The organism is Kribbella rubisoli, assembly GCF_004217145.1.
Classification (GTDB): Bacteria; Actinomycetota; Actinomycetes; order Propionibacteriales; family Kribbellaceae; genus Kribbella; species Kribbella rubisoli.
In genome coordinates this window covers 2,116,023-2,141,359 of sequence record NZ_SHKR01000011.1, presented here as the reverse complement: position 1 = coordinate 2,141,359, position 25,337 = coordinate 2,116,023, and the positions used below count along the sequence as shown (strand labels likewise).

The window sequence follows — 25,337 nt, the reverse complement described above, 5'->3', positions numbered from 1 at the left end:
GACAAAACAGGATGCCTTGCGGACAAGACCTGTCCGAAAGGGCCCATAGCGTGAGTTTCATGATGCTGACGACGACAAGCAAGGAGTACGACGAGGCGCGCCTGGGGTACCAGCGGCGAGACCCTCATCGGCCCGAAGTGATCTTCCCGGTCACCAGTGCGACCGAGGTCGAGGAAGCGGTGCGCTACGCGATCGATCACGACAAGAAGATCGCCGTGCAGGCATCGGGCCACGGTTTGACCGCAGGCATCGACGGTGGCGTGCTGATCGCGACCGCCAAGTTCAACAGCGTGACGGTCGATCCGGCCAAGAAGACCGCGTGGATCGAAGCAGGCGCGACGTGGCGCGACGTGATGGCGGCGACCGCGCCGTACGGGCTCGCGCCGCTGTCCGGAAGCTTCCCGGGCGTGGGCGCGATCTCGTACACGCTCGGCGGCGGCCTCGGTCTGATGGCGCGACGCTTCGGGTACGCCGCGGACCACGTCCGCCGGATCGAGGTAGTGACCATGGACGGCGTACGGCGGGACGCGGACCGGGACCTGTTCTGGGCGACAAGAGGTGGCGGCGGGAACTTCGGTGTCGTGACCGGTATGGAGATCGAGCTGTTCGACGTACCGACGCTGTACGGCGGGAGCCTGTACTTCGACCTCGCGGAGCACCCGGACGTCCTGGAGGTATGGCGGCAATGGACCGAGACCGTCCCCGACGAGGTGACCACAGCGACGGCGCTCGTACCGCTGCCAGACATCCCACCGATCCCGCCGGCGCTTCGCGGGAGGTACATCGCGCAGGTGCAGCTCGCGATTCTCGGCGACAACTCCGAGGAGCTGATCAGGCAGCTGCGGGCGATCGGACGGCCTGCGATGGACACTGTCGGCGAGATGCCCTACGTCGAGTCGGGGAGGATCTTCGCCGAGCCCGATCGGCCCGACAGCTTCAGCTCGCGCAACGTGCTGGTCAGCGACCTCGACCCGACGGCGCTGGCAACGCTGCCGAAGCTCGCCGGTCCGGAGGCGTCGACGAGGTGTGTCGTCGGCCTCCGCCAGCTCGGCGGCGCGCTCACCCGCCGGCCCGCGATCGCGAACGCGGTCTGCCATCGGGACGCGGCGTACTCGATCACAGTGATCTCACCTGGCGACGACGACCCCAGCGACGCCGTACTGGAACCTTGGCGTGAGTTGACGGTCGGCCGGCTGCTCAACTTCAACGGCGCCGGCATCGACCTCCGCGATGTCTACGACGCGGAGACGTTCACCCGGCTGACGGAGCTCCGGGAGCGGTACGACCCGAGCCACCGGCTGCTCGCGAACCACCAGCTTTAGCGAGCAGTTCTTCGACCAGGGCGCCTTTGCCGTCGACGTAGGCGGTGCGGTCGGTGGTGAGCAGGTACGCCAGCTCGCGCTTGCGGGCGGCGTACCGCTCCCGGTCGACCGCGTCCGCGCGCAGATGATCACGGAGCAGCACATGGTCCTGGTGAGCTCTGTTGCCTTCGACAACGACATACAGATGGTGGTAGTAGGCAACGTCTGGCGGCAACCCAAACGCCTCCCGACCGGGGATCCCGGCATCACCCTCATGCTGGTAGCCAGCGGCAACCAACCGCTCGACCGCCGCCGGCACCAGCTCGGCCGACGGTACGACGATGTCGAGATCGATGATCGGCTTGGCCGCCAGATCGGGGACGGCGGTGCTGCCGACGTGCTCGATCACGTGTGGGAGGTCGCCGAGGTGCGCCTCCAGAACCGCGGCGATCTCCGCGAACCACAGGGGCCACCGCGGATCGTATGCGACGACTTCGGCGGGGGCGATCACAGCGCCGCGGTCACGTCGACCTCGACCAGCTGGCCTGGGAAGCCGAGTTGGGCAACGCCGAGCAGAGTGCTGGCGGTGGTGAAGGCCGGGCCGAGGGGCGATGCGTTGAGCTGCGTCCACACGGCGGACAGATCCTCGCGGTCCGGGCTGGCGACGTAGATGACTGTGCGGACGACGTGCTCAGGAGTCGCGCCGGCAGACTCGAGCGCGGTCAGGATGTTGCTGATCACCTGAGCGGTCTGGCCTTCCAGACCGCCTGCGGCCAGCTCACCGGACGGCTGCAACGGACACTGTCCGGCCAGGTAGATCAGCGTGTCCGCCTGGACTGTGGTGACGTGGTGGTAGCCGGGGGTCTGGTGGAGTCCGCTGGGGTTGGTCCGCTCGATGCTCACGCCTCGAACCCAACGCGAGAGGTCAGCCGCGGGTCAACAGATTTAGCACGTACCGCTTCTGCCACGGCGTCTCCACAGCGTGCTTGTCGAAGTGGGCACGTACGTACGCGACCGCCCGATCAGCAGGCACCCCATCGAGTACGGCGATACACGCGAGCGCCGTACCGGTCCGCCCGCGACCACCGCCGCACGCGAACTCGACCCGCCCGATCGAGGCCCGCTCCAATGCCTCGCGAAAGATCGTCAACGCCGCCGCGCGATCCACAGGCAACCGGAAGTCCGGCCACTTGATCCAGCGCGTCTCCCACGGCACATCGGGCGGCTCCGACCCGAGCAGATAGACGCCGTACGTCGGAAACGGCGCTGCCGCCGGGCCTCGCCGCAGACTACGTCCGCGCACGAGCCGACCCGACGGCAGCTCCATCACACCAAGTGCGTCCTTGTCCCAATGGCCCACGGGATCAAACTACAAGGCGCTCCTCGGTCGAGGTGGAGAAGAGGTGCAGCTTCTCGGGGTCCGGGGCCAGGTAGACCTCGGTGCCCTTGTCGTTGTGCAGGCGGGTGCCGATGCGGGCGATGATCTGCTGGTTCTCGGCGTGGTCCGCGGAGCCGTACAGGAACGCGTCCGAGCCGAGCTCCTCGATCACCGAGACCTTGACCGGTAGACCCTTGTCGGCGATGTGCAACGCCTCCGGCCGGACACCGAGCGTCAGTGTCTTGTCGTCGCCGGCCTTGGCCAGCAGCTCCCGCGCGATCGGTACGACGTAGTCGCCGATCTTGGCGCCGCCGTCGACGATCTCGGCGTTGATCAGGTTCATCGCCGGCGAGCCGATGAAGCCCGCGACGAACTTGTTGCGCGGCCGGTCGTAGAGGTTCAGCGGGGTGTCGACCTGCTGCAGGACGCCGTCCTTGAGTACGGCGACGCGGTCGCCCATCGTCATGGCCTCGACCTGGTCGTGGGTGACGTAGACGGTGGTGACGCCGAGGCGGTGCTGTAGTTCGGCGATCTGGGTGCGGGTCTGGACCCGGAGCTTGGCGTCGAGGTTCGACAGCGGCTCGTCCATCAAGAACACCTTCGGGCTGCGCACGATCGCGCGGCCCATCGCGACGCGCTGACGCTGACCGCCGGACAGTGCCTTCGGCTTGCGTTCGAGGTACTCCTCGAGGCCGAGCAGCTTGGCGGCTTCCATCACGCGCTTGGCCCGCTCGTCCTTGTGGATGCCCTGCATCTTCAGCGCGAACCCCATGTTGTCGGCGACCGACATGTGCGGGTAGAGCGCGTAGTTCTGGAACACCATCGCGATGTCCCGCTCTTTCGGCGGGGCGTTGGTGACGTCCTTGTCGCCGATGTAGATACCGCCTTCGTTCACCTCTTCGAGCCCCGCCAGCATCCGCAGCGCGGTCGACTTGCCGGAACCCGACGGTCCGACGAGCACCATGAACTCGCCGTCGGAGATGTCGAGGTCGAGCTTGTCCACCGCGGGGAGGTCGGTGCCGGGGTAGACCCGGGTGGCTCCCTTGAACGAGACAGTTGCCATGTCGCGCTTCCTTTCCTTCGCCGGCAGGAACGTGCCGGACGATCCGTAGCAAAGGCCCCCAGGTCTTGGGTGTCTGCTTGGTGACGCATCAGCAAGCACTTCTTACAACGAGCGAACCCCCGCTTACATTCCTAAGTGATGTAAATCTCCTGATTGACAAAAGAGATTTTTACGTACAAAGTTCTTTGTGTGATGAGAGACGTGATGCACCTGGAGCAGCTCGAACAGGCCGAGGCGCTGTTCAAGCCGCAGCGGATCGAGGTGCTGCGGCGGCTGGCCGAGCCGGCCACCTGTAGCGAGGTGGCCGAGCAGCTCGGGCAGACTCCGCAGCGCGTCTACTACCACGTCAAGCGCCTCGTCGAGGCGGGCCTGGTGACCCAGGTGGACGAGCGCAAGGTGCGCGGCATCCACGAGGGCATCTACCAGGCGACGGCTCGTTCGTACTGGCTGTCGCCGACGCTCGTCGGACGGATCGGCGGACTCCGCCGGACCACCGACGACCTGAGCCTCGGCTACGTGCTGGACCTGATGGAAGAGGTCCAGACCGACATCGCCGCGCTGGATCGGTCGGCTCCGGAGCTGCCGTCCATCGGGGTGTCCGGTGAGATCCGGGTTCCACCGGACCGGCGGCGGGAGTTCTTCGAGGACCTGCGCGGCACGCTGCAGGACCTCTTCTCGCGCTACGGCGGCACTGAGGGCGACGCCTTCAAGCTCGCCGTGGCCTGCTACCCCAAAGGAGACCAAGACCATGACTGAACTACTCGTTCTGCAAGTGCGCGCCAAGGCCGGTATCGACGAGGTCCGGCAGGCGCTGACCGATCCGAAGGCCCTCAACCTCTGGCTCGGCGAGCACTCGAACGTCGACCTGCCCGGCACGTTCGAGTTCTGGGGCCGCTACATCCCCGAGGGCGACGCACCCCACCAGCGCGTCGTCGGGTACGACGGGAGCACGCTGACGCTGGCTTGGACACTCGGCGGCGAAGAGACCACCACCGAGATCACGCTCACGCCCGAGGCCGACGACGCGACCGTGATCAAGCTGTCGCAGACGCACTTCGACTTCGCGGACGCGATGAGCGGCGCCAACATCCGCGGCGTACTGCAGACCTTCTGGTCGCTCGCGCTGGCCAACCTCGTCGATCACCTCGAGGGGCGCGAGCTCACGACCAGGCCGGACTTCACCTCGCCGGTCTTCGAGGGCGAGGTGCTGATCGACGCACCGATCGAGCAGGTGTACTCGTCGCTGACCGAGTCCGAGAAGGCGTCGGCCTGGTTCGGGTTCCCGATCGAGATCGACCTGCGCAAGGGCGGCCGGTTCGCGATGGGCGGGTTCGACGCCGGCCCGGGTGTGGAGATCGTCGACCTGGTCGAGGGCCGGAAGATGGCGACGGACTGGGGACCGGCCGGCATCAGCAGCTGGGAGCTCGCCGAGTCCGACGGGAAGACGCGGCTCACCTTCGTGATGAGCGGGTTCGACGAGGCGAACCCGCCGTACGGCGCCTGGACCGGCTGGCTCAGCGGGGTCGCCGCACTGCGCCGGTACGTCGAGCTGCCGGACTGGTCGATCTGGGCCTCCTAGAAGGCCGCCTAGAAGTACGGGCGGGTGCTTTCGCCGATCAGATCGAGCAGGGCGGTCACCGCTCTGCTCGGTCGCCGTCCGGCTGCTGTTGCCACCGACAGCGTCCAGGTCAGATCGGTGCCTTTGATCGGCACCTTGGCGACATCGGGCTCCTCGGCCAGCTCGAGATCGGGCACCACGGCCACGCCGAGGCCGACCCGGACGTAGTCAGGGATCGTCGTCAGTTCGGGGACCTCGACCTGGATCCGCCGCGGCATCCCGATCGTGTCGAAGGCGCGATCGACCATCTTCCGGTTGCCGAAGCCGGGCGGCATGTCCACGAACCGCTCGCCGGCCAGCTCTTCCAGCCGGACGCCGGGCGTACCATACGGTTTGGTATGGCGAGTCCGGCCGGCCAGCGGATGCGACGCGGGCAGTAGCGCGACGAACGGGACGGTCGCGATATCCCGGACGTCGAGCCCGCCCATCTCAGGCTTCGGCAGCCCGAGCAAGGCGACGTCCAGCCGGCCGTGGCGTACGTCGTCCGCGAGGCCGGTGGAGCCGGTCGGCGAGGTCGCGACCTGGACCTCGACCAGCGGGTACTTGCGGTGGAACGCACCCAACAGCTCGGCCATGTTCACCAAATTGAGCCGGGCGAGCGTCCCGATCCGGACGTTCCCGCGGAGACCGGTCGACGCTTCCTCGACAGCAGACCGTGCGCGGTCCAAGGCCTCGAGGGCAGCCTTTGCCTCAGGCAACAAAGCCTGGCCGGCCGCGGAGAGTGCGACCCGGCGGGTGGAGCGGTCGAACAGCGTCGTCTTCAGATCGGTCTCGAGGGCACGGACGGCGGCCGATACCGTGGACTGCACGGTGAACAGTCGCTGCGCCGCCCGGGTGAAGCTCAGCTCCTCGGCGACGGCGACGAAGTACTCCAGCTGTCGGCTGTCCACAGCATGAATTATCGGTTCTGGCGATAAGAGCGTGCAAGAACTTTCGTTGGACTCGATAGATCCCGCGGGGCACGCTGGAAACATGTCCACCATGACGTCTTCGCGGACCGGCGTACGGATCCGGTTCGCCCATGCTCCCGGGTTCTGGGTGATCGCGGCGGCCTTCCTCACCACGATGGCCTTCTCGACGATCCCGACTCCGCTGTACGCGATCTACCAGCAGCGGGACGGGTTCCCGACGTACGTGATCACGGTGATCTTCGCCAGCTACGCGGTCGGCGTGATGGCGTCGCTCTACCTCGCCGGGCATGTCAGCGACTGGCTCGGTCGCCGCCGGGTCGCGCTGCTCGCCGTGCTCGCGGAGGCGTTGTCCGCGGCGATCTTCCTGAGCTGGTCGGCCGTTCCCGGTCTGCTGGTGGCGCGCTTCATCTGTGGGGTCGGGGTCGGCGTGCTGACCGCGACCGCTACCGCGCACTTGTCCGAGCTGCGGCAGATCGCGCGGCCGGGCGAGGACCCGAGCCGGTCGGCGTTGATCTCGAGCATGGTGAACCTCGGCGGGCTGGCGTTCGGTCCGCTCATCGGCGGGCTGCTGGCGCAGTACGTGTCGGCGCCGCTGCAGCGTCCGTACGAGATTTTCCTTGTGCTGCTGTTGCTCAGCGCGGTCGGGATCGCGCTCGTGCCGGAGACCGTGGAGCGGCTCGAGGAGCGACCGGCGTACCGGCCGCAGCGGGTGGCGTTGCCGTCGTCGGCCCGTCCGCTCTTCTTCGCGTCGGCGATCGGTGCGTTCGCGGCGTTCGCGATCTTCGGGCTGTTCACCTCGCTCGCGCCGACCTTCCTGGCCGGTGTACTGCATCACACGTCGCGCCTGCTCGCAGGTGTCGTCACGTTCGCCGTCTTCATCGCTGGCGCGGTGAGTCAGGCCGTCTTCGTCAGGCTGTCCCGTCCGCATCAGCTCAGGTTGGGCCTCGTTGCGATGTCCGTCGGCCTGGTCGGCGTGGCGGCCGGCGGCCTGATCCCGAACCTGTGGCTGTTCATCATCGGCGGCCTTGTCGCCGGCGTCGGTGTGGGCCTCGTCTTCCGCGGCGCCGTCGCGACTGCCGCGTCCCTGGCCGACCCGAGTTCACGCGGCGAGGTGCTCGCCGCGCTCTTCCTGATCGCGTACGCCGGGTTGGCGATCCCGGTCCTCGCGATCGGACTGGGGATCGCGCTCCTCCCCGCCCAGGTCGCGCTGCTCGTCTTCTCCGTCCTCATCCTGATCCTGGTGAATGCCGCCGTACTCCGCATGCTGGCCGCCCATAAGTGATGTGATGCCGGTGTGGACCTCGAGCGCGACTACGGGCTGACCGTTTCTTCGCTGCAGCCGCACGCCGGCGGGTTCGCCACCGACGGCTGGGTGGCGGACGAGCAGTGGTTCGTGAAGATGTGGAAAGCAGGCGAGCAGCCGATCGGGCTGGAGTTGCTGGGAGAGTTGCATGCGCTCGGACTCCCGGTCGTGGAACCCGTCCGGACCGTGCAGGGCGACTTGTTCGCGCTGGACGGCGAACGGGCGTATGCCGTTTTCCCTTATATACAAGGCCGTACGGCGACGTGGGACGACTGGCGTGTCGCCGCGCAGGCGTTGCGGCAGGTACACGAAGTACCGCTGAAGGTGGACCTGCCGGCCGCGGACGTATCCGAGCCGTGGATCGCCGAGCTGGGGCGGAACCTGCACCACCCATGGATCAAGGATCGCGCCGACGACGTGGCTGCGGCGATCGAGCGACTGCACGGCGTACGCGCGCGCCTCGAGCCCGTGCGGGACGTCGTGTGCCACACGGACATGCACGGCCTGAACCTGCTGATCGACGACGCCGGTGAGGTCGCGGCGATCCTCGACTGGGAGAACGCCGTCATCGGGCCTCGTGAGTTCGACGTCTGGGTCGGCGCGGACGGGAACGAGCTCGGCGAATTCCTCAATGCGTACGGCGCCGACGACCTCGACCTCGATCACCTCGAGTTCGCGCTCCTCGCGCGCGGCCTTCGGGACATGTCGGCACGCGTGCTGAACAACGTCGATCGACCGGGCGTCGACACGTGGGGCTTCGACCGGATCGCCCGGTTGGACACCGATCTCGACGTGTTCCGCGCGTACTGCTCCTAGACGGCGGCACCCGGCCCGGGGAGTACGTCGATGTCGTTCGCGTGCATCGGCTTGCCGCAGTGGGAGCAGCTGAGCTCGACGTGGCTCACCTCTCCGCAGGCGTGGTGCCGGTACAGCACCGGCGGACCGGCCTCGCCGGCCAGCCATTTGTCGCCCCAGGCAACCATCACCATCAGTACGTCGATCAGCTCGAGACCCTTGCCGGTCAGGACGTACTCGTACCGCGGGCGATTGTCGTACGGCCGGCGCTCCAGCACGCCGCGGTCGACCAGATGGTTCAGCCGCTCGGTGAGCACCTTGCGGGAGATCCCGAGGTCCGCCTGGATCTGCTCGAACCGCGACATCCCGACGAAGATGTCGCGCAGGATCAGCGGCGACCACGGCTCGCCCATCACGTCGAGCGTGCGCGCGATCGAGCACGCCATCTCACTGAAGTCTGTGCGCTGCATGAAATCAGCTTAGCAATTGGGGTTCCCTGAAGGAACCCCAACGTGTTAGCGTTCCCTCAAGGAACTCCAAACGGAAGGTGGGAACGATGAGCAAGGTCTTGGCAGCCCTCGCGGTCTCGGTCGACGGATACATCACCGGCCGCGACTCCGGTCCGGACCGCGGCCTCGGCGACGCGCCGATGCTGTTCGACTGGTACTTCGACGGCGACACCCCGAGCCAGGTCTTCGACGGCTTCAAGCTCAGCGCCCCGAGCGCCGCGATGTTCGACGCGCTCGCCGGCCGGGTCGGCGCCGTCATCGCCGGGCACAAGACGTACGTCGACTCCAGCCACTTCGGCGGCGGCAGTCCGCACGCGAAGGCGCCGCTCGTGGTGCTGAGCCATGGTCCGGTGGCGGAGATCAGCGAGCAGCAGACGCTCGCCAACACCATCGAGGACGCGGTCGCCGCAGCGCGCGACATCGCAGGCGGCAAGGACGTCGGTCTGATGGGCGGCGGTGCTGTGACGGCAGCGCTGGAGGCCGGTCTCGTCGACGAGCTCGTCCTGCATCAGGTGCCGATCCTGCTCGGCGGCGGCCGGCCGTTCTTCCAGGAGCTGCCCGAGCACGTGCAGCTCAGCCTCGTCGAGGCAGTGCCCGCGCCGGGTGTCACCCACCTCCACTACGCAGTCGTCCGCTGAAGGAGCAGAACCATGTTGAAGCCCGCCGTACGCCGCGCCGTCGAGAGCAACTCGATCGCCCACCTGGCCACCGTTCTCCCGGACGGTTCGCCGCACTCGATCCCGCTCTGGGTCACCACACTCGACGACCGCATCATCTTCCTGACCGGTCCCGACTCCCAGAAGGCGCACAACCTCCGCCGCGATCCGCGCGTCGCCCTGTCCCTCGCGCCCGTCGACAACCCGTACGAGCCGGTGATCATCCGCGGCCGCGTCACCGAATGGATCGACGGCGACGCCGGCTGGGCCCTCGTCGACCAGATCGCCATGAAGTACCTCGGCCGGCCCTACGGCCGCGACCAGCAGCGAGTCATCGGCGTCATCGAGCCGGAGCATCAAACAGTCGGCGTTTAGGATGCGCGCATGGGTGTGACTGTGGCGGTTGGGGAGCAGGACGCTTATCTGGCGCGGGTCGGGCGGGTCGGCATGTTGTTGTTGCCGATGATTACCGGGATCGGCGAGCAGGTGCGGGCGTGGGCCGATGAGTTGGCGGGGGAGGGGATCACCGCGCTGGCGTGGGATCCGTTCAAGGGGCTCAGTACGGACAACACCAGTCGGCAAGAGCTGAGTGGTTTGCTGCGGCAGATGGACGACGACACTGCCCTCGCCGAGCAGAGCGCGCTGCTTGACTACCTCTTCGACGAGCTCGGGTGCAGCAAGGTCGGTGTGATCGGGTGGTGTCTCGGCGGGCGGTTCGCGTTCCTGCTCGGGGCGCGTGACCAGCGGGTCGCCAATGTCGTCGCGTTCCACCCGACCGTTCCGTCCGATCGGCCGCCGCATCACAAGTACGACGCGATGGCCGAGGCGGCCGGGATCACGGCGCCGGTGCTCGTGAGCTATCCGAGCGCGGACACCGCCGTACCGAACTCGGACTTCGAGACGCTGCAGACCGTGTTGCAGGCGCGGACGGCCGGCGCGACGTTCACGCAGTACTTCCCTGGTGCGGATCACGGGTTCTCGGACAAATCGCGGCACGACAAGGAAGTGAACGCGGACGCGTTCCGGCTGGCTTGGCCGCAGGCGTTGGCCTTCATGAAGGCGACGGTTGCCTGAGCGCCGACTCCAGTTGGCGGTGCAGTTCGCCGAGCCGGCTGCGGCCGGGTGTTCCGTCCGGGTAGCGCCGCAGTACGTCCCGGACCACTGGTGGCACACGTTCGATCGCCCACCTGACGACGGCCTCGGGATCGCGCCCCGCCAACTCGTGCGCGTACGCCGCATACTGCGCCGCCCCGACGATGTGCTTGACCTGGGTGGCTGCCGCCAACGGATGCAGGTACGCCGAACCCGCCGCCGCGACGGCTGCCCGCGCAGCAGCCTCCGCGGCCGGATCGGCTACTTCGCCTGCCGCATTCAAGGCGCCCCACGCAGCCGTCCGGATCGCCTTCGTTCTGTTGCCTCCGGCACCGAATTCACGGGCGACCTCGATCGCCTCGCGCGGCCGGCGATCGTCGGGACTGACCGCCTCGTAGACAGGCAATGCCCGCTCCGCGCAGTCCGCACTCCAGAGGCTGAGCTGCCGTAGTTGGTCGAGGCTCAACGCGATCTCCATGAGCCTCAATCGTATCGTTGAACCTCGACGTTTAAGCTTTCACGCCGCCCGGCGGTGGTCCGTAGGCGTGATCCCCCGGACCCGCTTGAAGGCAACGCTCAAAGCGAATGCGTTGGCGTAGCCGACCCGCCGGGCGATCGTCTCGACCGTGTCCCGGGTCGAGCGGAGTTGATCGGCGGCGAGCGTGATCCGCCAACCGGTCAGGTAGCTCATCGGCGCCTCGCCCACCACGGCGGTGAATCGCCTGGCCAGTGAGGCCCGCGACACCCCGACCTTGTCGGCGAGATCGGTGACGTTCCACGGGTGCGCCGGATCCTCGTGCAGCAAGCGCAACGCGGTACCGGCGACCGGATCGGTCTGCGCCTGGTACCACCCCGGCGCGTGCGAGTCGGGCCGGTCGAACCACGCTCGCAACGTGGTGATCAGGGCAAGGTCCAGCCATCGATCCAGCACGGTCTGCTGCCCGACCGCATCGCGCTGGATCTCACTCGTGATCATCTCCATCACCGACCCGGCGACCGCAGCGGCCGGCACGACGAGCACCGGCGGCAACGCGGTCACCAGCCGCCGGCTGACATCGCCGGCCACCTGATAGGTGCCGCTAGCAACCATCACCTCGCCGGACTTGCGGCTGCCGTACGTCCGTACGCCGAGCCGTGCGGAGTAGTCGGCCGGTGCCCCGGGCAACGGTTCGCAGATGCCGCCGGGGTGGATCCGCAGTTGCGGCGCGGTGTGCACGCTGTCGCCGACGACGTACGGCTGTGGACCGGTGAAGATCGCGACGTCGCCCTGCTCCAGCCGTTGTGGCGCGGTCCCTTCGCGGGTCACCCACCCCGAGCCGCGGACGAGGGTCGCAAGCGCGAGCGGCGCCTCGTCCCGGATCTCCAGCGCCCACGGCAGATCCAGGATCGTCAGGTTGAACACCCCGTCCTGGGCACGGGTCCCGGCCAGCAGTTCGTCGAGCACGTCCATGCGATGAGAGTACGCCATGGTGAGCGCCTCGAACATCGAATTGCGTCACATAGCCATGGTTTGTCTCACTCAAGACCGCTGAACTTGATACATGACACCGATACTGATCCTCAGTGGCAAAGGCAAGACCGGCCGTCGCGTCGCGGCGCAACTCGATGCTCGACAGGTCCCGTACCGCCTCGCCTCCCGCTCCACCGAGCCGCGGTTCGACTGGTACGACGAGAGCACGTGGGCGCCGACGCTCGCCGGCGCGGAGACGGCGTACCTCGCGCCGCCCGTCGGACCGACGGGGCTCGCGCAAGCGGCGAAGTTCATCGAGCAAGCCGACGGGCTGCGCCGCCTGGTCCTGCTGTCCGGGCGTGGCGTCGGCAGTCCGGGTCGCGACTTCGCCGTGTACGACGGGCAGCTCGAGTTGGAGAACGTCGTCAAGGCAAGCGGCCTGGACTGGACCGTCGTGCAGCCGGCTTGGTTCGCGCAGGGTTTCAGCGAGGACTTCCTCCAGTACCACGTGCTCGCGGGCGAGATCCGACTGTCCGCCGGCACCGGCGCCGAGGCCTGGATCGACACCAACGACGTCGGCGACGTGATGACCACGGCGCTTCTGGACGAGTCGTACGTCGGCCGGACCCTCACGATCTCCGGCCCGCGCACTCTCACCATGACCGAGATCGCCGACGAACTCTCCGCCGCCACCGGCCGCCCGATCACATACGTCGACCTCGAGCCGGAGGCGCACGTTGCCGAACTCATCGAGCACGGCCTGATCCAGGAGGATGCCGACGCGGTCCGCGACCTGTTCGCGGTGATCCGCAACCACCGCTCGGAGTACGTCTCCGACGGTGTCGAGCAGGTCCTCGGCCGCCCGCCGCGTGACTTCACCGACTGGGCCCGCGAGACCGCGAAGACCGGAGTCTGGTCGGTCTGAACAAGCCAGGAACAAGCACAAGCCCTCGCGCCCACCTGAAGGTGCGAGGGCTTCTGCTTGGACTACTACTTGTGCTGCAGCGAGACCCACTCGTCGTGGGTGATCTCCTGCAGCTCCGACGCCGGCGTCTTGGTGCGGGGTGTCGTGCCCCCACCGACGGCGCCGCCGCCGAAGACGATGTTCGCCCAGTTGTTCTGCGCGATGAGGATCGACGTGGTCTTGTCGCCGTTGATGTCCGCGGCCGTGGTTGTGTCGGTGGTGTCACCGTCGCAGTTCCAGTCGATCGGCTGGTTCGCCGCGCCGGCTGTGGTCCGGGTCGAGCCGTTCGGGCACTTCCAGCTGGTCTTGTACCCTGCGCCCAGACTGCCGAGGCCGACGGTCTCGTCCGGTCGGGCCTCGTTGATCGACGTCGGCTGGACGTTCGAGTAGCCCCAGTACTTCGTGCCGTCGGACTTCAGCACGCCGCCGAGCTGGAACGAGTAGTTCATCACGCTCAGGTAGTTCGGCTTGTAGTTCAGGTTGTCGGTGCCGCCGTGCTTCAGCCCGATGTTGTGGCCGAGCTCGTGGACGAACGTACCGACGTTCGTGTCGTCGGTCGCGTTCCAAGCGCACTTCGGGCCGACCGTGACGATGAACGTGTCGTTCGGGATGTTGAACGCCTGGCCGCTGCTGCAGCCGCCGTCGTAGCTGTCTCCCCAGATCATGTAGTGGAAGACCGCCTTGCGGACCGCCGCGAAGTTGGCCGCCTTGATCGCGTTGGTCTGGCTCGCCGACGGGTTGAGGTCAGCGTCGTATGTGACCTGGTTGCCGCCACCCAGGTTGTACGCCGCACTGCGGGCGGCGCCTGCGTCGAGGTGGATCTTGACGCCGGTCGTGCCGTCCGGGTTGCTGACCGGCGCGCTCGCGAAGACCTGGACGATCCGGTCGAGCGCCGCCGTACTGGCGAGCCGGCCGGACATGTAGTCCATCTCGACGAACAGGTCCTTCTTCTTCGGGTTCGCGCCCATCGCGGGCAGGTCCACGTCGACGACGCCGTCGCCGTTCGCGTCGTACCCGTTCGTCTCCCATGCGTCGGGCAGGGAGTCGCCGTCGGTGTCGGTCGCGGCCACGACTGTCTTCGCGTTGTCGGCGGATGGAGCCGGAGCCGCCACCGCGCTCGAGGTTGCGAGCGCGGCGGCGGCCAGCGAAGTCAGGACAGCGAGCAAGGCGGGGCGGGGCCTCATCAGATCTCCTTGGGGGCGGTGGGTGATCTGAGCGCTACCGTAGGTGAATTTCAGCGCTGACAACGGCCCAGTCGGGCCACTGGCTCAATTGGGTCACGCGGCCGAGCGGAGCATCGCCCGGATGCCGACGGTCAGTCCGAGTGCAGCGGTCACGATCGCCGCGACCAATCCCCAGAGCACGGCGCTCGACCACACGTCGCCCGAGAACAGGGTCCGCTCGGCGTCGACGAGGTACGACAGCGGGTTGAACTTCGATGCCACCCGCATCCATCCCGGACCGGTCTCCAGCGGCAGCAACATCCCGGACAGGATCATCAACGGGAACAGGAACGTCTGCTGCACGACCCAGAACATCCAGTCCTGCTTGCGCACCGCGATCGCCAGCGCGTAGCTGAACGAACCGAGCCCGACGCCGAACACCGCGAGCAGCGCCAGCCCGACCAGCGCACCGCCGACGTGCAGGTCGAACGCGAACGGCGTCATCACCGCGATCACGATCACCGCCTGCCCGAACAGCGGCACCATCTCCTTCAGCGCGCGGCCGATCAGCAACGACGATCGGGACAACGGCGTGACCAGCATCCGTTCGTGCGCACCGGTCTGGAACTCGAACAGCAGATTCGCGCCGGTGGTCGACGTACCGAAGAGCGTGGTCATCACCAGGATCGACGGGACGAACCACTGCCAGACGCCGGCGCCGAACGTCCCGCCCATCGAGCCCGACAGCAGCGGTCCGAACAGGGCGAGGAACACCAGCGGCTGGATCATCCCGAACAGCAAGGAGAACGGGTCGCGCAGTACCGGCTTCAACTCGCGCGTCATCACGATCCGGATGTCACGCAGCAGGTGTCGGTCGACAACGAGCGCCGGCCCGGAAACGGTAAGGGTGGTCATCAGGCTGCCTCTCGGAGGTTCCGGCCGGTCAGGTTGAGGAAGACGTCGTCGAGAGTCGGCCGATGCACCTGCGCCGACGCGATCGGTACGCCGTCGTGCTGAGCGGCTGCGATCAGTTCAGGCAACGCCGCCGGGCCGTCCGCGACCCGGATGCTCAGCTCGTCGCCGACGGCAACCACTTCACGGGCGCCAGGCAACTTCTCAGCAAGCACTGTCAGTCGTGAAAGGTGGTCAGGAGCAACGGTCAGTGCGAGCCGGTCGCCGGCGAGCCTGGCCTTGAGGGCACTCGCGGTGTCGTCGGCGATCACCTCGCCGTGGTCCACTACGACGACGCGCTCGGCCATCGTGTCGGCCTCGTCCAGGTAGTGCGTGGTCAGCACGATCGTCATCGCGTGCTCCTCGCGCATCCGCAGGATGTGGTCCCACAGGTTCGCGCGGTTCTGCGGGTCGAGGCCGGTCGACGGCTCGTCGAGGAACAGCAGTGACGGCGCGTGCACGAGACCCATCGCGACGTCGAGCCGTCGACGTTGGCCACCGGACAGTTCCGAGACCTTGCGCTGCGCCAGCTCCCGCAGTTCCAGCGCGTCGAGCAGCTCGCCGGCCCGTTGCTTCGCCGCGCGACGGTCGAGGCCGTAGATCACGCCTTGCCCGTGGAGTTCGTCGCCGACCCGTTGGGTGTGGCCGGCACCGTTGCCCTGGCCGACGTACCCGATCCGTCGACGGACCTGGCTGGGCTGCGTCGTCACGTCGTACCCGGCGACCGTCGCGGTGCCGGCGGTCGGGGTGATCAAGGTCGTGAGCATGCGCAGGGTGGTGGTCTTGCCGGCACCGTTCGGGCCGAGGACGGCGACCAGCTCGCCGGGTTCGACGTCCAGGCTGATGCCGCGGACGGCGTGCACGGTCTCGGTACGGCTCACCACGAAATCCCGGGTGAGCGCTCGGGTGCTGATCACGGCTGGCTCCTTCGGTTGGACTTGATGAGCACGACATTTCCAGCAGTAGCGGTCAGGTTCTGTCCCTTACTCATGCGAAGCTGAAGTCATGTCCGAAACCTCTGCTCGACTCCTCGCGCTGCTGTCGCTGCTGCAGGCACGGCGCGATTGGCCGGGCGCCTTGCTCGCCGAGCGACTCGAGGTCAGCCCGCGGACGGTCCGCCGCGATGTCGATCGGCTGCGCGACCTGGGCTACCCGGTGCGTGCGAGCAAGGGGCCTGACGGCGGTTACCGCCTGGACGCGGGGGCCGACCTGCCGCCGCTGCTGTTCGACGACGACCAGGCGATCGCGGTCGCAGTCGCCCTGCAGACCGCGACGACCACAGTCACCGGGATCGAGGAGGGCGCGTTGCGTGCGCTCGCCACGGTTCGTCAGGTGATGCCCGCGCGCTTGCGCCAGCGAGTCGATGCGTTGCAGGTGACGACGGTTGATCGGTACGCGAACCGGCGTACGACGGTCGACTCGGAGAAGCTCATCGCGATCGGCATGGCGGTGCGTGCGCAGGAGGTGCTGCGGTTCGACTACGCGTCACCCGGTGCGCCCGACGAATGGGTGCCGCCGCGCAAGGTGGAACCACATCACCTGGTGACGTGGGGCGGGCGTTGGTACCTGGTCGGCTGGGACCTGGATCGGAAGGACTGGCGGACGTTCCGGGTCGATCGGATGACGCCGAAGACGCCGACCGGGCCGCGGTTCACCCAGCGCGAGCTCCCGGCGCCGGACGTAGCGACGTACATCTCGAGTCGGTTCCACAGCCAGGACCAGAACCCGTGCAGGGGCGAGGCGATCTTGCAGGCGAAGGCGTCGGACATCTCGCAGTGGGCCGGGCGCGGTGCGTTCGTCGAGGAGATCACGCCGACGAGTTGCCGGCTCGTGCTCACCGCGTGGTCGTGGACCGGGCTGGCTGCGACGTTCGGGATGTTCGAGTGCGACCTGGAGTTCGTCGGCCCGCAGGAGTTGAAGGATGCCGCGGCCCAGCTGGCCGCCCGTTATCAGGAGGCTGCGTCATGAGTACGGAACTGATCGTTGTGGACGCCGGTGCCTGGCAGTCATGGCTGCACGAATATCACGGGTCGTCGGACGGTGTCTGGCTCGTGCTCGCGAAGAAGAACGTGACGACGCCGACCAGCCTCACGTACGCCGAAGCCCTCGAGGAAGCTTTGTGTCACGGGTGGATCGACGGGCAGCGCAAGAGCCGCGACGAGCAGACCTTCATCCAGCGATACACCCCGCGCCGCGCGCAGAGCATGTGGTCCAAGCGGAACGTGGACCTGGTCGCGCGGATGGAGGAGGAAGGCCGGATGCGCCCGGCCGGGCGTGCGGAGATCGAGCGCGCCAAGTCCGACGGCCGCTGGGACAAGGCGTACGGCGGGGCGAGTGCGCGCGAGGTTCCGGACGATCTGGCTGCTGCGCTGGCCGCGAATCCCCGGGCACAGGCGATGTTCGAGATCCTGACCAGCGCTAACCGGTTCGCCGTCGTCCACCGGGTGAACAACGTGAAGAAGGCCGAGACGCGGGCCAAGCGGATCGAGCAGTTCGTCGAGCAACTGTCCCGCGGCGAGACGATCTACCCGCAGAAGCGGACGCTCTAGATCAGGTCGAGCGTCGCGTCCTGGCCGGCGGTGAGCGGGAAGTACGCGAGGAACGTGACGCCCTCGTCCTCGGTGTCGAAGCGGGAGATCCGGTCGACCGCGGGCTCGTAGAACACGTCGCCGGGGTGCAGGATCTGGACCTCGCCGTCGGCTGCCTGCTGGTAGACGGCCTTACCGGAGACGATATTGCCGAACACAGGGCCGTTGTGGACGTGGGCGCCGAGCGCGGTGTGCGGCTCGATCGTGATCCGGCGTACCTCCACGTGCTGCACCGGGAGCGGCTCCGGCAGGTGCTGGTCGAGGACGACGACGCGGCTGATCGGTGACTCTGCTGAGGTCATGGCAGCATCGTACATACCAATAGGTACAGAAGTCGTCCGGGTTTCCGCCGGACGGTGCGGGCCGGGTCAGTAGAGAACCGGGTTGAGCGGGGAGGAGATGGTCTCGCCGGGCTCGTTGCCGGGCATCCAGTGGGCGAGGTCGAGCTTCTGGTTCTCGTTCACCGGCGCCGAGATCTCCATCGCGGCGTCGACGTAGATCACCGTCATCACCCGGCGCGGGATGTCGGTGGTGTTCGGCGGCGCGTGGTGGAAGGTCCAGCCAAGGTGGTAGCTCACCTCGCCGAGCTCGAACGGCTCAGAGATCTCCGCGAACTCCTGCTCGGCCAGCGTCTCCTGCAGAACTCGCTCCGACTCGTCGCTGATCGGCAGGTCGCGACCGTGCTCGAACGTATGGCTGCCGGCCGCGAACGACAGCGGGCCCATCTCCATCGGGGTCTCCTGCAGCGGGACCCAAACGGTGACGCAGCGATCGGTCGCGAACGGCCAGTAGTACTGGTCCGCGTGCCACGGTGTGACTCCGCCGCCGGACTCCTTGTACAGCGCCTGGTCGTGGTACAGCCGGACCGACTGCACGCCCAGCAACTGCGCGGCGATCCGCGCCAGCCGCGGCGACGACACGAACTCGAGCACCCGCTCGCTGTCCTGCCACAGGTTCGTCACCTGCAGGAACGCCTTGCCGTAGGTGTCGCGCTCCTCCAACGGAAGGTGCTGCGTGTTCAGTTCGATCACCTTGCCGGTGATCTCCGGCTCGTACGCCGCGATCGTGTCGGGACTCAGCACGTTCTTCAGCTTCACGAATCCGTGCTGGGCGAAGTGCGCGATATCGGACCGGCTGAGGGTGTAGTCGGTCTCGAGCTCCGGGCGGGTCAGAGTCATGGGACTCAAGGGTTCATGAACGTTTCATCGCTGTAAAGATCAGTGATCAAATCTTTGCTCTTCGTGCACGTGCACGTGAACCGGTCAGGCCCGTAACCCAAAACGTTCCAACGCATCCAGGATCAACTCCTGCGTCCGTTGGCCTCCGGCACCGTGGCCCTCCCGGTCGACCAGGTGCAGTTCGGCATCCGGCCACGCTTCAGCCATCAGCCAGGCGATGTCCGGCGGCCCGCTGATGTCGAGCCGGCCATGGATCAGTACTCCGGGGATCCCGGCCAGCTTCCCCGCCTCGCGGACCAGAACGCCTTCCTCGAGCCAGGAAGCGTTGGCCCAGTGCTGCGTGACGAGCCGGGCGAATCGCAGGCGGAACGTCGGATCGTCGAACGCGGTGTCAGGTTGCCAGTCGGGGTGGGTGCGTACGTGTGTGTCCTCCCAGTCGCACCAGTCACGCGCGGCCTTCTCACGTACGGCGGGATCCGGGTCGTGCAGGAGACGGTTGTAGGCCAAGGGGAGATTGCCGTCGCGCTGGTCCTCCGGTACGCCGTCGCGGAAGCGGGCCCATTCCTCGGGGAAGATCCGCCCCATGTCGCGGGTCACCCACTCGATCTCGCGACGGGAGCCATTGGTCACGCTGAACAACACGACCTCGGAGATCGCCTCGGGGTGCTTCTCGGCGTACGCGAGCCCGAGCGTGGCACCGTGCGATGCGCCGAGCAACAGCCACTTGTCGATCCCGAGTTCCCGGCGCAGTTGCTCGAAGTCCGCGATCAAGTGCCAGGTGGTGTTGGTGCTGAGATCCACGTCGGGCTCGGCGGCATCCGGCGTACTCCGCCCGCAGTTCCGCTGATCGACCAGCACGATCTTGTACTTCGCGGGGTCGAAGTACCTGCGCCAACCCGGACCAGCGCCGGAGCCCGGGCCGCCATGGATGACCAGCGCAGGCTTGCCGTCTGGATTGCCGCAGACCTCCCAGTACACGCGATTGCCGTCGCCGACGTCGAGGAGGCCGTGGGCGTAGGGCTCGATGTCCGGATACACGGTCAGAGGACTCCGGTGTAGGTGAGAGCGAATGTTGCGCAGGGAAAGAGGAACAGGGCCGAGAGGATGATGATGCCCTTGAAGGATTGGCCGGGGCCAATGAGTTTGCGGTAGGCGGCGACGAGGACCGGGACCATCACGAGCTCGAGCGGCAGCATGCTGCGCGGGATGATCGTGCCGGTGGCGGCGAGTACGACGGACAGCGCGGCGGCCGCGATCCAGGCGGCGTACCCGATGCGGTAAGTCGTCCGTGAGCCGAAGCGGACCGCGATCGTCTGGTAGCCGGCGGCTCGGTCGGCTTCCAGGTCGGCGAGGGTGGTGGGGAGGTAGAGGCCGATGGCGGCGAGCGTGCCTTGGAGACCCATCAGCCAAGGGAAATTGCTGAGGTCCGGGTTGATCGCGGCCCAGCCGGCCAACGGTCCGAACGCGCCGAGCGCGAGAGCGTTGACCGCGACGTCGAAGCCGGCGCGGGTCTTCAGGCGGACGGGCGGGACGGAGTACGCGTAGCCGAGCAGGACCGCGAGGAGGACGCCGAGCGCGAACACGACACCCACGTGCAGGCTCAACCCGACCGCGGCTACGGCGGCCGCGAAGGCGAGTCGCTTGGCCGCGCGAAGGGTGATGCGTCCGTCGAGGAGTGGCGACTTCGCCTTGCGCGGGTTGAGTCGGTCGCTCGGCAGGTCGTACGCGTCGTTCACCGCCAGCACGGCCAGCCACACCAGTGGGCCCATCACCACCGCGCCCACGATCAGCCGCGGCCACTCCTCGACCGGCGGGATCAGCCTGTGCGTGGCGAGCAGGATCCCTGTGTAATAAGGAACGATCGACACCACCCAGAACGCCGGCCGCCCCACCGCGATGACGTCGCGAACCCGCGCGGTCGTTCCCCGGATCTGCACCACCGTGCTCACATCACCACTGTCCACCCGCCGGGTGCCCGCCGTCCTCCCTCCGGCGGGTGAACCTGCTCACCCTTACGGCTGGATGTGAGCCAAGGAACCTTCCTCCAACGCCACCCACACCGAGTCGCCGTCCACCGCAAGCCCGTGCGGCTCGGAGCCCTCGCCCAGCGCGTACTCGGCAATAACGTTGCCTTGAGCATCCAGCCGCACCAGCGCGGCGGCTGCCCACAAGGTGACCCAACACCCACCGTCAGCCGCCGCCGCAACCGCATGAGGCTTGGAACCAGAGGGCAATGGGAACTCCTCGATCTTCCCGTCCGCATTGATTCGTCCCACCCGATCGGCCAGGATCTCGACGAACCAAACGCCATCTGCACCGGCACAGATCCCAACCGGCCCGGCACCCTCAGTCGGCAGGGGGTAGGTAGTGACCGATCCACCAACAGTCATCCGCCCGATCGCGTTGCCCTGGTTGAGCGTGAACCACAGCTCCCCGTCGTACGACGTGATCATCGCCGGGAACGCCCCAGTGACCCCGATCGGGTACGTCGACATCTCGCCGTCGACCGTCACCCGCCCGAGAGCATCGGCGCTCATCAAGGTGCACCACAACGCTCCGTCCGGCCCGACGCACAACCCGTACGGCGCCTCGGCGATCTCGACCGCCGACACCACCCCGTCGTACCCGATCCGCCCGACCCGATCGTCACCGTTCCGCGTGAACCAGACCGCATCATCGGGCCCGTCGACGATCACGCTCGGACGAGACCCCGGCGCTTCGAGGTCGATGACCTGTCCCGAGCGGGTCGCGACGCGGCCGGTGTGGACGAGCGTCGCCCACACTTCACCGCCCGCCACCACAACGCCATAGGGACCATCGTCGATCGCATGCTTGGTGACTGACATAGGCGTTCTCCTTCTGATCGATAACGGTGTCCCTAATGCGACGAATGTTGCGTTAGGATGGTGACATGCAGACGACCGATCGCGCAAGCAGGCCGGGTGGACGGACGGCCCGGGTGCGGTCCGACGTGCTCGCGGCCGTCGAGGCCGAGCTCGCGGAGCACGGGTACGACGGACTCACGATCGACGCGGTCGCCGCACGCTCCGGAGTCCATCGCACAACGGTCTACCGCCGCTGGAAGACCGTCGCCGGCCTGCTCGTCGATCTGCTGCAGGCCGGAGCCGACGACTCGTGGGAGCCGGCCGACACCGGTTCGCTCGAGGGGGACCTGATCGCCGTCAACCGCGAGGTGCACGCCGCGCTGACCGCCCGCCCGTCGGTCACCCAGGCCATGATCGCAGCCTCCTTCCGTACGCCGGAAGCCGCCGAGGCGCTCACGCAGTTCTGGCTGGATCGCTACGAACGCACGGCGATCGTCGTACGGCGGGCCGTCGCGCGCGGGGAAATCCCGGCCTCCGTGGACGCACATCAGCTGCTGCTTACTGCAATCGGTCCGCTCTACCACCAACTCGTCCTGCTCCGTCGGCCGATGAGCCGCGCTACGGCGGATCACCACGCCAGGGTTGCCGCGGCGTCGGTCGGCTAAATCTCTTTGCGGCGTTCGTTCCGCCCGAAATACGGTGGTACCTCCGGCGGATGGGAGACCCGAGATGAGCGTCCAGATCCATGCACTGTCCTTCGACGCAAAGGATCCCGCGGGGTTGGCGCGGTTCTGGGCCGGGGTGCTCGGCCGGGAGCTGGGTGCGGACGGGACCTCCGTGCTGCCGGACAACGACCTCGGATTCATCGTTCGGTTCCTGCCGAGCGACGTCGAGAAGGAACTGCCGAACCAGATCCACTTCGACCTGCCCAGCCAGACGCTCGAAGCGCAGCAGGCGATGGTCGATCGCGCGTTGGAGCTCGGCGGTCGGCACATCGACATCGGGCAGAAGCCCGAGGAGGAACACGTCGTACTGGCTGATCCCGACGGCAACGAGTTCTGTGTGATCGAGCCGGGGAACAACTTCCTCGCCGACACCGGAGTCCTCGGTTGTCTGACGTCCGACGGCAGCCAGGCGGTGGGGTACTTCTGGAGCAAGGCGCTCGAGTGGCCGCTGGTCTGGGACGAGGACGAGGAGACCGCGATCCAGTCCCCGCAGGGCGGGACGAAGATCAGCTGGGGCGGTCCGCCGTACAACACGAGAGCGCCCAAGAACCGCCTGCACCTCGACCTCGTGCCGTCCGGCGATGCCGAGGCCGAGGTCGAGCGGCTGATCGGCCTCGGCGCGAAGCGGCACGAGAGCGGTCAGGCACACACCGACGGGATCGAGCTGGCCGACCCGGACGGCAATGAGTTCTGCGTCCTGACGGCACACTGAGCACAGCCGGGCTAGCCAGGCGGACCGGGGTTGTAGGCGCAGGCCGAGGTCAGGTCGTCGGCTGCGGGCTTGGGGGTGGTGCGGGGCTGGGCCGCCGTCGAGGGCCTGGTCGTGGGTTTAGTCGTCGCGGGCGTGTGCGGTGTCGCGGGCTTCGGGTTGAGCGCCTGCGCGACGATCTCGCGCATGCCGGCGTAGTTCGGGTTGCGGCCGTTCGGGAAGTTCTTCTTCTTGTCCAGGTCGATGTTGGAGATCTTGGCGGTCTTGACCCGCTCGCCGAGGCTGACGAAGTCGCCCAGCAGCTTCTGCGGGATATCGGTGCGGACCAGCTTCTCGCCGGCCGCTGCGACCGCCTCGAAGTTGGTGAGCACGTTTTGTGGGGTCGCGCGTTCGACGAGAGCCTTGACCGCGCAGCGCTGGCGAGCCTGCCGGGCGAGGTCGGCGGTCGGTACGCGGTACCGGCCGCGGGCGAACCAGAGCGCGTCGGTCCCCATCAGGTGCTTGTTCGGCCCGGGCTGGAGGTAGCGGCTCGGCGGAACCTTGTCGTCGTCGCTGCCGCCGACCGGGACCGGGTAGTTGATGTTCACCGTGATCCCGCCGAGCGCCTCGACCAGCTGCGCGAACCCGGCCAGGTCGACCTGCACGTAGTAGTGGATCTTCAGCCCGAGCGCCTCGCCGACCGATACCTTCAGGATGTCCGCGCCCTCGTTGTCCGACGGGCCGAGGATGCCGGGATGCTGTTTCGGGATGTTGCGGTACATCGCGTCCAGGTAGAACTCCGACTGCTCCTTGCTGGGATCGATGCTCGGGTCCCAGAACCCGGTCGGGTAGATCTTGTGCAACGGTGAGTCGGCCGGGAACGGCATCCGCATGAAGTTCCGGGTCAGTGAGATCAGCGAGGTGTTGCCGGTCTTGGTGTCGATGCTCGCGACCATCACCGAGTCGGTCCGCGTTCCTTGGCGGCCGTCGCCGTCGTCGGCGCCGAGTAACAGCACGTTCAGCCGCGGGATCTGATCCCAGAGGTTCTTGTTGCCACTGACCGTCGGCCGCGTCATGCTCCTGGACTCCCCGCCGGCGAACACCTTCTTCACCAGGCTCCGCTGCGCCATCAGTGTCTGGGCGCCGCTCGCCGTACCCACCGTCATCGCGAAGCAGACGACGCCGATGACCATCGACCCGACCAGCCGCGGCACCGGTCCCACGGTCAGCGGCCGGAGCATCTTGTACGACGTGACCAGCACGACGATCCAGGCGAGCGCGATCGCGCCGAGCCCGGCGATCATCCACAGCAGCAGGCTCGGATTCAGCGCCCACGAGATGACCGCATCCCGCTTCTCGAGGCCGAGGTACGCTGCTCCGCCGTACAGCGCGAGGCTCGCCACGACCAGCGTCACGCCGAGCCGGGTCCGGCGGGCGACCAGGTACGCCGTACCGGGGAGCAGGACCCCGAGGACGGCGATCGCCAGCGCCGAGAACGCCGAGCGTCGCCGCGGTCTGACTCTTCGTGCTCGGCTGCTGCGCGACGATCGCTGCGCTCTGCTCGGGGCCATGCCCCCTTCGATTCATTGACTCGGCAAAAAGTTGGCAGGATTGTCCCCGTGAGTGACATTCAGGTACGGCGAGCCGGCGCGGATGACGCGGAGTCCCTGGTCCGTTTACGTGGGCTGATGCTCGCTGCGATGGGCAACGACATCGACGGGCCCTGGCAGGCGACCGCCGTCGACTGGTTCGCCGGACAGTTGGCGTCACCGGACACGTTCGCGGCCTACGTCGTCGAGGACCCGGACGCGGGTGTCGTGGCAGGGGCCGCGGGCAACGTGTTCGTCCACCCGCCGGGGCCGAACGACCCGACGACGCTCCGCGGCCACTTGTACAACGTCAGCACCGAGCCTGCCTTCCGCCGGCGCGGTCTGGCTCGCGCCTGCGTGGTCGCGCTGATGGACTGGTTCGAGAACGAGACCGGCGTCGGCCAGGTCGAACTGCACGCGACCGACTACGGCATCGAGCTCTACCGCGACCTCGGCTTCATCGAGGCGAAGTACCCGTCGATGAAGCTCCGGACCGCCAGGGGGTAGCGCGGCCGTGGGTTGAGAAGGGTTTGTGGGCACAGTGGCAAGAAGACAGTGAGGACGCGCCCGACCGGGCGCGGTGTGAGGAG

General features: G+C 67.6%; 31 protein-coding genes. 14 read left to right on the top strand and 17 right to left on the bottom strand.

Features of this window, described 5'->3' with window-relative positions; genetic code table 11:
- The first annotated feature begins 59 nt into the window (after positions 1–59).
- Complete coding sequence (locus EV645_RS13325; protein WP_130443113.1) at positions 60–1,322, top strand: FAD-binding oxidoreductase; 1,263 nt, start codon at positions 60–62, stop codon at positions 1,320–1,322.
- Here the strand turns inward: EV645_RS13325 and EV645_RS13320 are convergent.
- Genes EV645_RS13320 through EV645_RS13305 form a run of 4 tightly spaced genes read right to left on the bottom strand, consistent with a single transcriptional unit; the run spans position 1,252 to position 3,742 of the window.
- Positions 1,252–1,812, bottom strand: coding sequence for a GrpB family protein (locus tag EV645_RS13320; protein WP_157997057.1), 561 nt, complete (start codon positions 1,810–1,812; stop codon positions 1,252–1,254). The genes EV645_RS13325 and EV645_RS13320 overlap by 71 nt on opposite strands.
- Positions 1,809–2,204 carry a RidA family protein gene (locus EV645_RS13315; RefSeq protein ID WP_130443109.1) on the bottom strand — a complete coding sequence of 132 codons (396 nt, stop codon included), beginning with the start codon at positions 2,202–2,204 and terminating at the stop codon, positions 1,809–1,811. The genes EV645_RS13320 and EV645_RS13315 overlap by 4 nt, the downstream gene beginning before the upstream one ends.
- 22 nt (positions 2,205–2,226) lie before the next feature.
- The gene (locus EV645_RS13310) at positions 2,227–2,661 is read right to left on the bottom strand and encodes a protein phosphatase (RefSeq protein ID WP_242000363.1); all 435 of its coding nucleotides are present in this window, start codon (positions 2,659–2,661) and stop codon (positions 2,227–2,229) included.
- A gap of 4 nt (positions 2,662–2,665) precedes the next feature.
- Positions 2,666–3,742, bottom strand: coding sequence for an ABC transporter ATP-binding protein (locus tag EV645_RS13305; protein WP_130443107.1), 1,077 nt, complete (start codon positions 3,740–3,742; stop codon positions 2,666–2,668).
- A gap of 192 nt (positions 3,743–3,934) precedes the next feature.
- On the opposite strand from EV645_RS13305, the gene EV645_RS13300 reads away from it, so the two are divergent.
- Together EV645_RS13300 and EV645_RS13295 are read left to right on the top strand one after the other, a co-directional pair.
- Positions 3,935–4,498, top strand: coding sequence for a helix-turn-helix domain-containing protein (locus EV645_RS13300; RefSeq protein ID WP_130443809.1), 564 nt, complete (start codon positions 3,935–3,937; stop codon positions 4,496–4,498).
- Positions 4,491–5,321 carry an SRPBCC family protein gene (locus tag EV645_RS13295; protein WP_130443105.1) on the top strand — a complete coding sequence of 277 codons (831 nt, stop codon included), beginning with the start codon at positions 4,491–4,493 and terminating at the stop codon, positions 5,319–5,321. The genes EV645_RS13300 and EV645_RS13295 overlap by 8 nt, the downstream gene beginning before the upstream one ends.
- 8 nt (positions 5,322–5,329) lie before the next feature.
- Here EV645_RS13295 and EV645_RS13290 read toward each other — a convergent pair whose 3' ends face one another.
- Positions 5,330–6,250 carry a LysR family transcriptional regulator gene (locus EV645_RS13290; RefSeq protein ID WP_130443103.1) on the bottom strand — a complete coding sequence of 307 codons (921 nt, stop codon included), beginning with the start codon at positions 6,248–6,250 and terminating at the stop codon, positions 5,330–5,332.
- A gap of 82 nt (positions 6,251–6,332) precedes the next feature.
- Between EV645_RS13290 and EV645_RS13285 the strand changes: the two genes are divergently transcribed.
- A complete protein-coding gene (locus EV645_RS13285; protein WP_130443101.1) occupies positions 6,333–7,553 on the top strand; it encodes an MFS transporter in 1,221 nt (406 codons plus the stop codon).
- A gap of 12 nt (positions 7,554–7,565) precedes the next feature.
- Positions 7,566–8,390 carry a phosphotransferase enzyme family protein gene (locus EV645_RS13280; protein ID WP_130443099.1) on the top strand — a complete coding sequence of 275 codons (825 nt, stop codon included), beginning with the start codon at positions 7,566–7,568 and terminating at the stop codon, positions 8,388–8,390.
- On the opposite strand, the gene EV645_RS13275 is transcribed toward EV645_RS13280, so the two are convergent.
- Positions 8,387–8,839 carry a winged helix-turn-helix transcriptional regulator gene (locus EV645_RS13275; RefSeq protein ID WP_130443097.1) on the bottom strand — a complete coding sequence of 151 codons (453 nt, stop codon included), beginning with the start codon at positions 8,837–8,839 and terminating at the stop codon, positions 8,387–8,389. The two genes, EV645_RS13280 and EV645_RS13275, sit on opposite strands and share 4 nt — an antisense overlap.
- Before the next feature lie 86 nt (positions 8,840–8,925).
- Between EV645_RS13275 and EV645_RS13270 the strand changes: the two genes are divergently transcribed.
- From EV645_RS13270 to EV645_RS13260, 3 genes are read left to right on the top strand one after another with little or no spacing between them, the layout of a single operon-like run.
- Complete coding sequence (locus EV645_RS13270) at positions 8,926–9,516, top strand: dihydrofolate reductase family protein (RefSeq protein ID WP_130443095.1); 591 nt, start codon at positions 8,926–8,928, stop codon at positions 9,514–9,516.
- 12 nt (positions 9,517–9,528) lie between these two features.
- Complete coding sequence (locus EV645_RS13265) at positions 9,529–9,909, top strand: PPOX class F420-dependent oxidoreductase (protein ID WP_130443093.1); 381 nt, start codon at positions 9,529–9,531, stop codon at positions 9,907–9,909.
- A 9-nt stretch (positions 9,910–9,918) separates the two neighbouring features.
- Complete coding sequence (locus EV645_RS13260) at positions 9,919–10,608, top strand: dienelactone hydrolase family protein (protein WP_130443083.1); 690 nt, start codon at positions 9,919–9,921, stop codon at positions 10,606–10,608.
- On the opposite strand, the gene EV645_RS13255 is transcribed toward EV645_RS13260, so the two are convergent.
- Together EV645_RS13255 and EV645_RS13250 are read right to left on the bottom strand one after the other, a co-directional pair.
- On the bottom strand, positions 10,586–11,104 hold the full coding sequence (locus EV645_RS13255) for a putative immunity protein (RefSeq protein ID WP_130443081.1): 519 nt from the start codon (positions 11,102–11,104) through the stop codon (positions 10,586–10,588). The two genes, EV645_RS13260 and EV645_RS13255, sit on opposite strands and share 23 nt — an antisense overlap.
- A 39-nt stretch (positions 11,105–11,143) precedes the next feature.
- A complete protein-coding gene (locus EV645_RS13250; RefSeq protein WP_130443079.1) occupies positions 11,144–12,076 on the bottom strand; it encodes an AraC family transcriptional regulator in 933 nt (310 codons plus the stop codon).
- Positions 12,077–12,167: 91 nt separating this feature from the next.
- Between EV645_RS13250 and EV645_RS13245 the strand changes: the two genes are divergently transcribed.
- Positions 12,168–13,001, top strand: a complete 834-nt coding sequence (locus EV645_RS13245) for an NAD(P)H-binding protein (RefSeq protein WP_130443078.1) — start codon at positions 12,168–12,170, stop codon at positions 12,999–13,001.
- A 65-nt stretch (positions 13,002–13,066) separates the two neighbouring features.
- On the opposite strand, the gene EV645_RS13240 is transcribed toward EV645_RS13245, so the two are convergent.
- From EV645_RS13240 to EV645_RS13230, 3 genes are all read right to left on the bottom strand, one after another.
- Positions 13,067–14,224, bottom strand: a complete 1,158-nt coding sequence (locus tag EV645_RS13240) for a zinc metalloprotease (RefSeq protein ID WP_130443076.1) — start codon at positions 14,222–14,224, stop codon at positions 13,067–13,069.
- 93 nt (positions 14,225–14,317) lie between these two features.
- A complete protein-coding gene (locus tag EV645_RS13235) occupies positions 14,318–15,118 on the bottom strand; it encodes an ABC transporter permease (RefSeq protein ID WP_130443074.1) in 801 nt (266 codons plus the stop codon).
- On the bottom strand, positions 15,118–16,071 hold the full coding sequence (locus tag EV645_RS13230) for an ATP-binding cassette domain-containing protein (protein ID WP_130443072.1): 954 nt from the start codon (positions 16,069–16,071) through the stop codon (positions 15,118–15,120). The genes EV645_RS13235 and EV645_RS13230 overlap by 1 nt, the downstream gene beginning before the upstream one ends.
- Positions 16,072–16,159: 88 nt before the next feature.
- Here EV645_RS13230 and EV645_RS13225 point away from each other — a divergent pair, with 88 nt between their 5' ends.
- Entirely contained in the window at positions 16,160–17,122 is a 963-nt protein-coding gene (locus EV645_RS13225) for a helix-turn-helix transcriptional regulator (RefSeq protein WP_130443070.1), read from the top strand.
- A complete protein-coding gene (locus tag EV645_RS13220) occupies positions 17,119–17,703 on the top strand; it encodes a YdeI/OmpD-associated family protein (protein ID WP_130443068.1) in 585 nt (194 codons plus the stop codon). The genes EV645_RS13225 and EV645_RS13220 overlap by 4 nt, the downstream gene beginning before the upstream one ends.
- On the opposite strand, the gene EV645_RS13215 is transcribed toward EV645_RS13220, so the two are convergent.
- The 5 genes from EV645_RS13215 to EV645_RS13195 all read right to left on the bottom strand — a co-directional run bounded on the left by EV645_RS13215 (position 17,700) and on the right by EV645_RS13195 (position 21,766).
- A complete protein-coding gene (locus EV645_RS13215; protein ID WP_198681567.1) occupies positions 17,700–18,044 on the bottom strand; it encodes a cupin domain-containing protein in 345 nt (114 codons plus the stop codon). The two genes, EV645_RS13220 and EV645_RS13215, sit on opposite strands and share 4 nt — an antisense overlap.
- Before the next feature lie 66 nt (positions 18,045–18,110).
- A complete protein-coding gene (locus tag EV645_RS13210) occupies positions 18,111–18,920 on the bottom strand; it encodes a phytanoyl-CoA dioxygenase family protein (protein ID WP_130443064.1) in 810 nt (269 codons plus the stop codon).
- 84 nt (positions 18,921–19,004) lie between these two features.
- On the bottom strand, positions 19,005–19,958 hold the full coding sequence (gene pip / locus EV645_RS13205) for a prolyl aminopeptidase (protein ID WP_130443062.1): 954 nt from the start codon (positions 19,956–19,958) through the stop codon (positions 19,005–19,007).
- A gap of 2 nt (positions 19,959–19,960) precedes the next feature.
- Complete coding sequence (locus tag EV645_RS13200; RefSeq protein WP_242000362.1) at positions 19,961–20,869, bottom strand: UbiA prenyltransferase family protein; 909 nt, start codon at positions 20,867–20,869, stop codon at positions 19,961–19,963.
- Positions 20,870–20,932: 63 nt separating this feature from the next.
- Positions 20,933–21,766, bottom strand: a complete 834-nt coding sequence (locus EV645_RS13195) for a Vgb family protein (protein ID WP_130443060.1) — start codon at positions 21,764–21,766, stop codon at positions 20,933–20,935.
- 65 nt (positions 21,767–21,831) lie between these two features.
- Here EV645_RS13195 and EV645_RS13190 point away from each other — a divergent pair, with 65 nt between their 5' ends.
- The gene (locus EV645_RS13190) at positions 21,832–22,410 is read left to right on the top strand and encodes a TetR/AcrR family transcriptional regulator (protein ID WP_130443058.1); all 579 of its coding nucleotides are present in this window, start codon (positions 21,832–21,834) and stop codon (positions 22,408–22,410) included.
- A gap of 64 nt (positions 22,411–22,474) precedes the next feature.
- Positions 22,475–23,182, top strand: coding sequence for a VOC family protein (locus EV645_RS13185; RefSeq protein WP_130443056.1), 708 nt, complete (start codon positions 22,475–22,477; stop codon positions 23,180–23,182).
- Between the two features lie 11 nt (positions 23,183–23,193).
- On the opposite strand, the gene EV645_RS13180 is transcribed toward EV645_RS13185, so the two are convergent.
- On the bottom strand, positions 23,194–24,729 hold the full coding sequence (locus EV645_RS13180; protein WP_130443054.1) for an LCP family glycopolymer transferase: 1,536 nt from the start codon (positions 24,727–24,729) through the stop codon (positions 23,194–23,196).
- 48 nt (positions 24,730–24,777) lie between these two features.
- On the opposite strand from EV645_RS13180, the gene EV645_RS13175 reads away from it, so the two are divergent.
- Positions 24,778–25,254: a GNAT family N-acetyltransferase gene (locus EV645_RS13175; protein ID WP_130443052.1), complete on the top strand. Its 477-nt coding sequence runs from the start codon at positions 24,778–24,780 to the stop codon at positions 25,252–25,254.
- Positions 25,255–25,337: the final 83 nt, after the last annotated feature.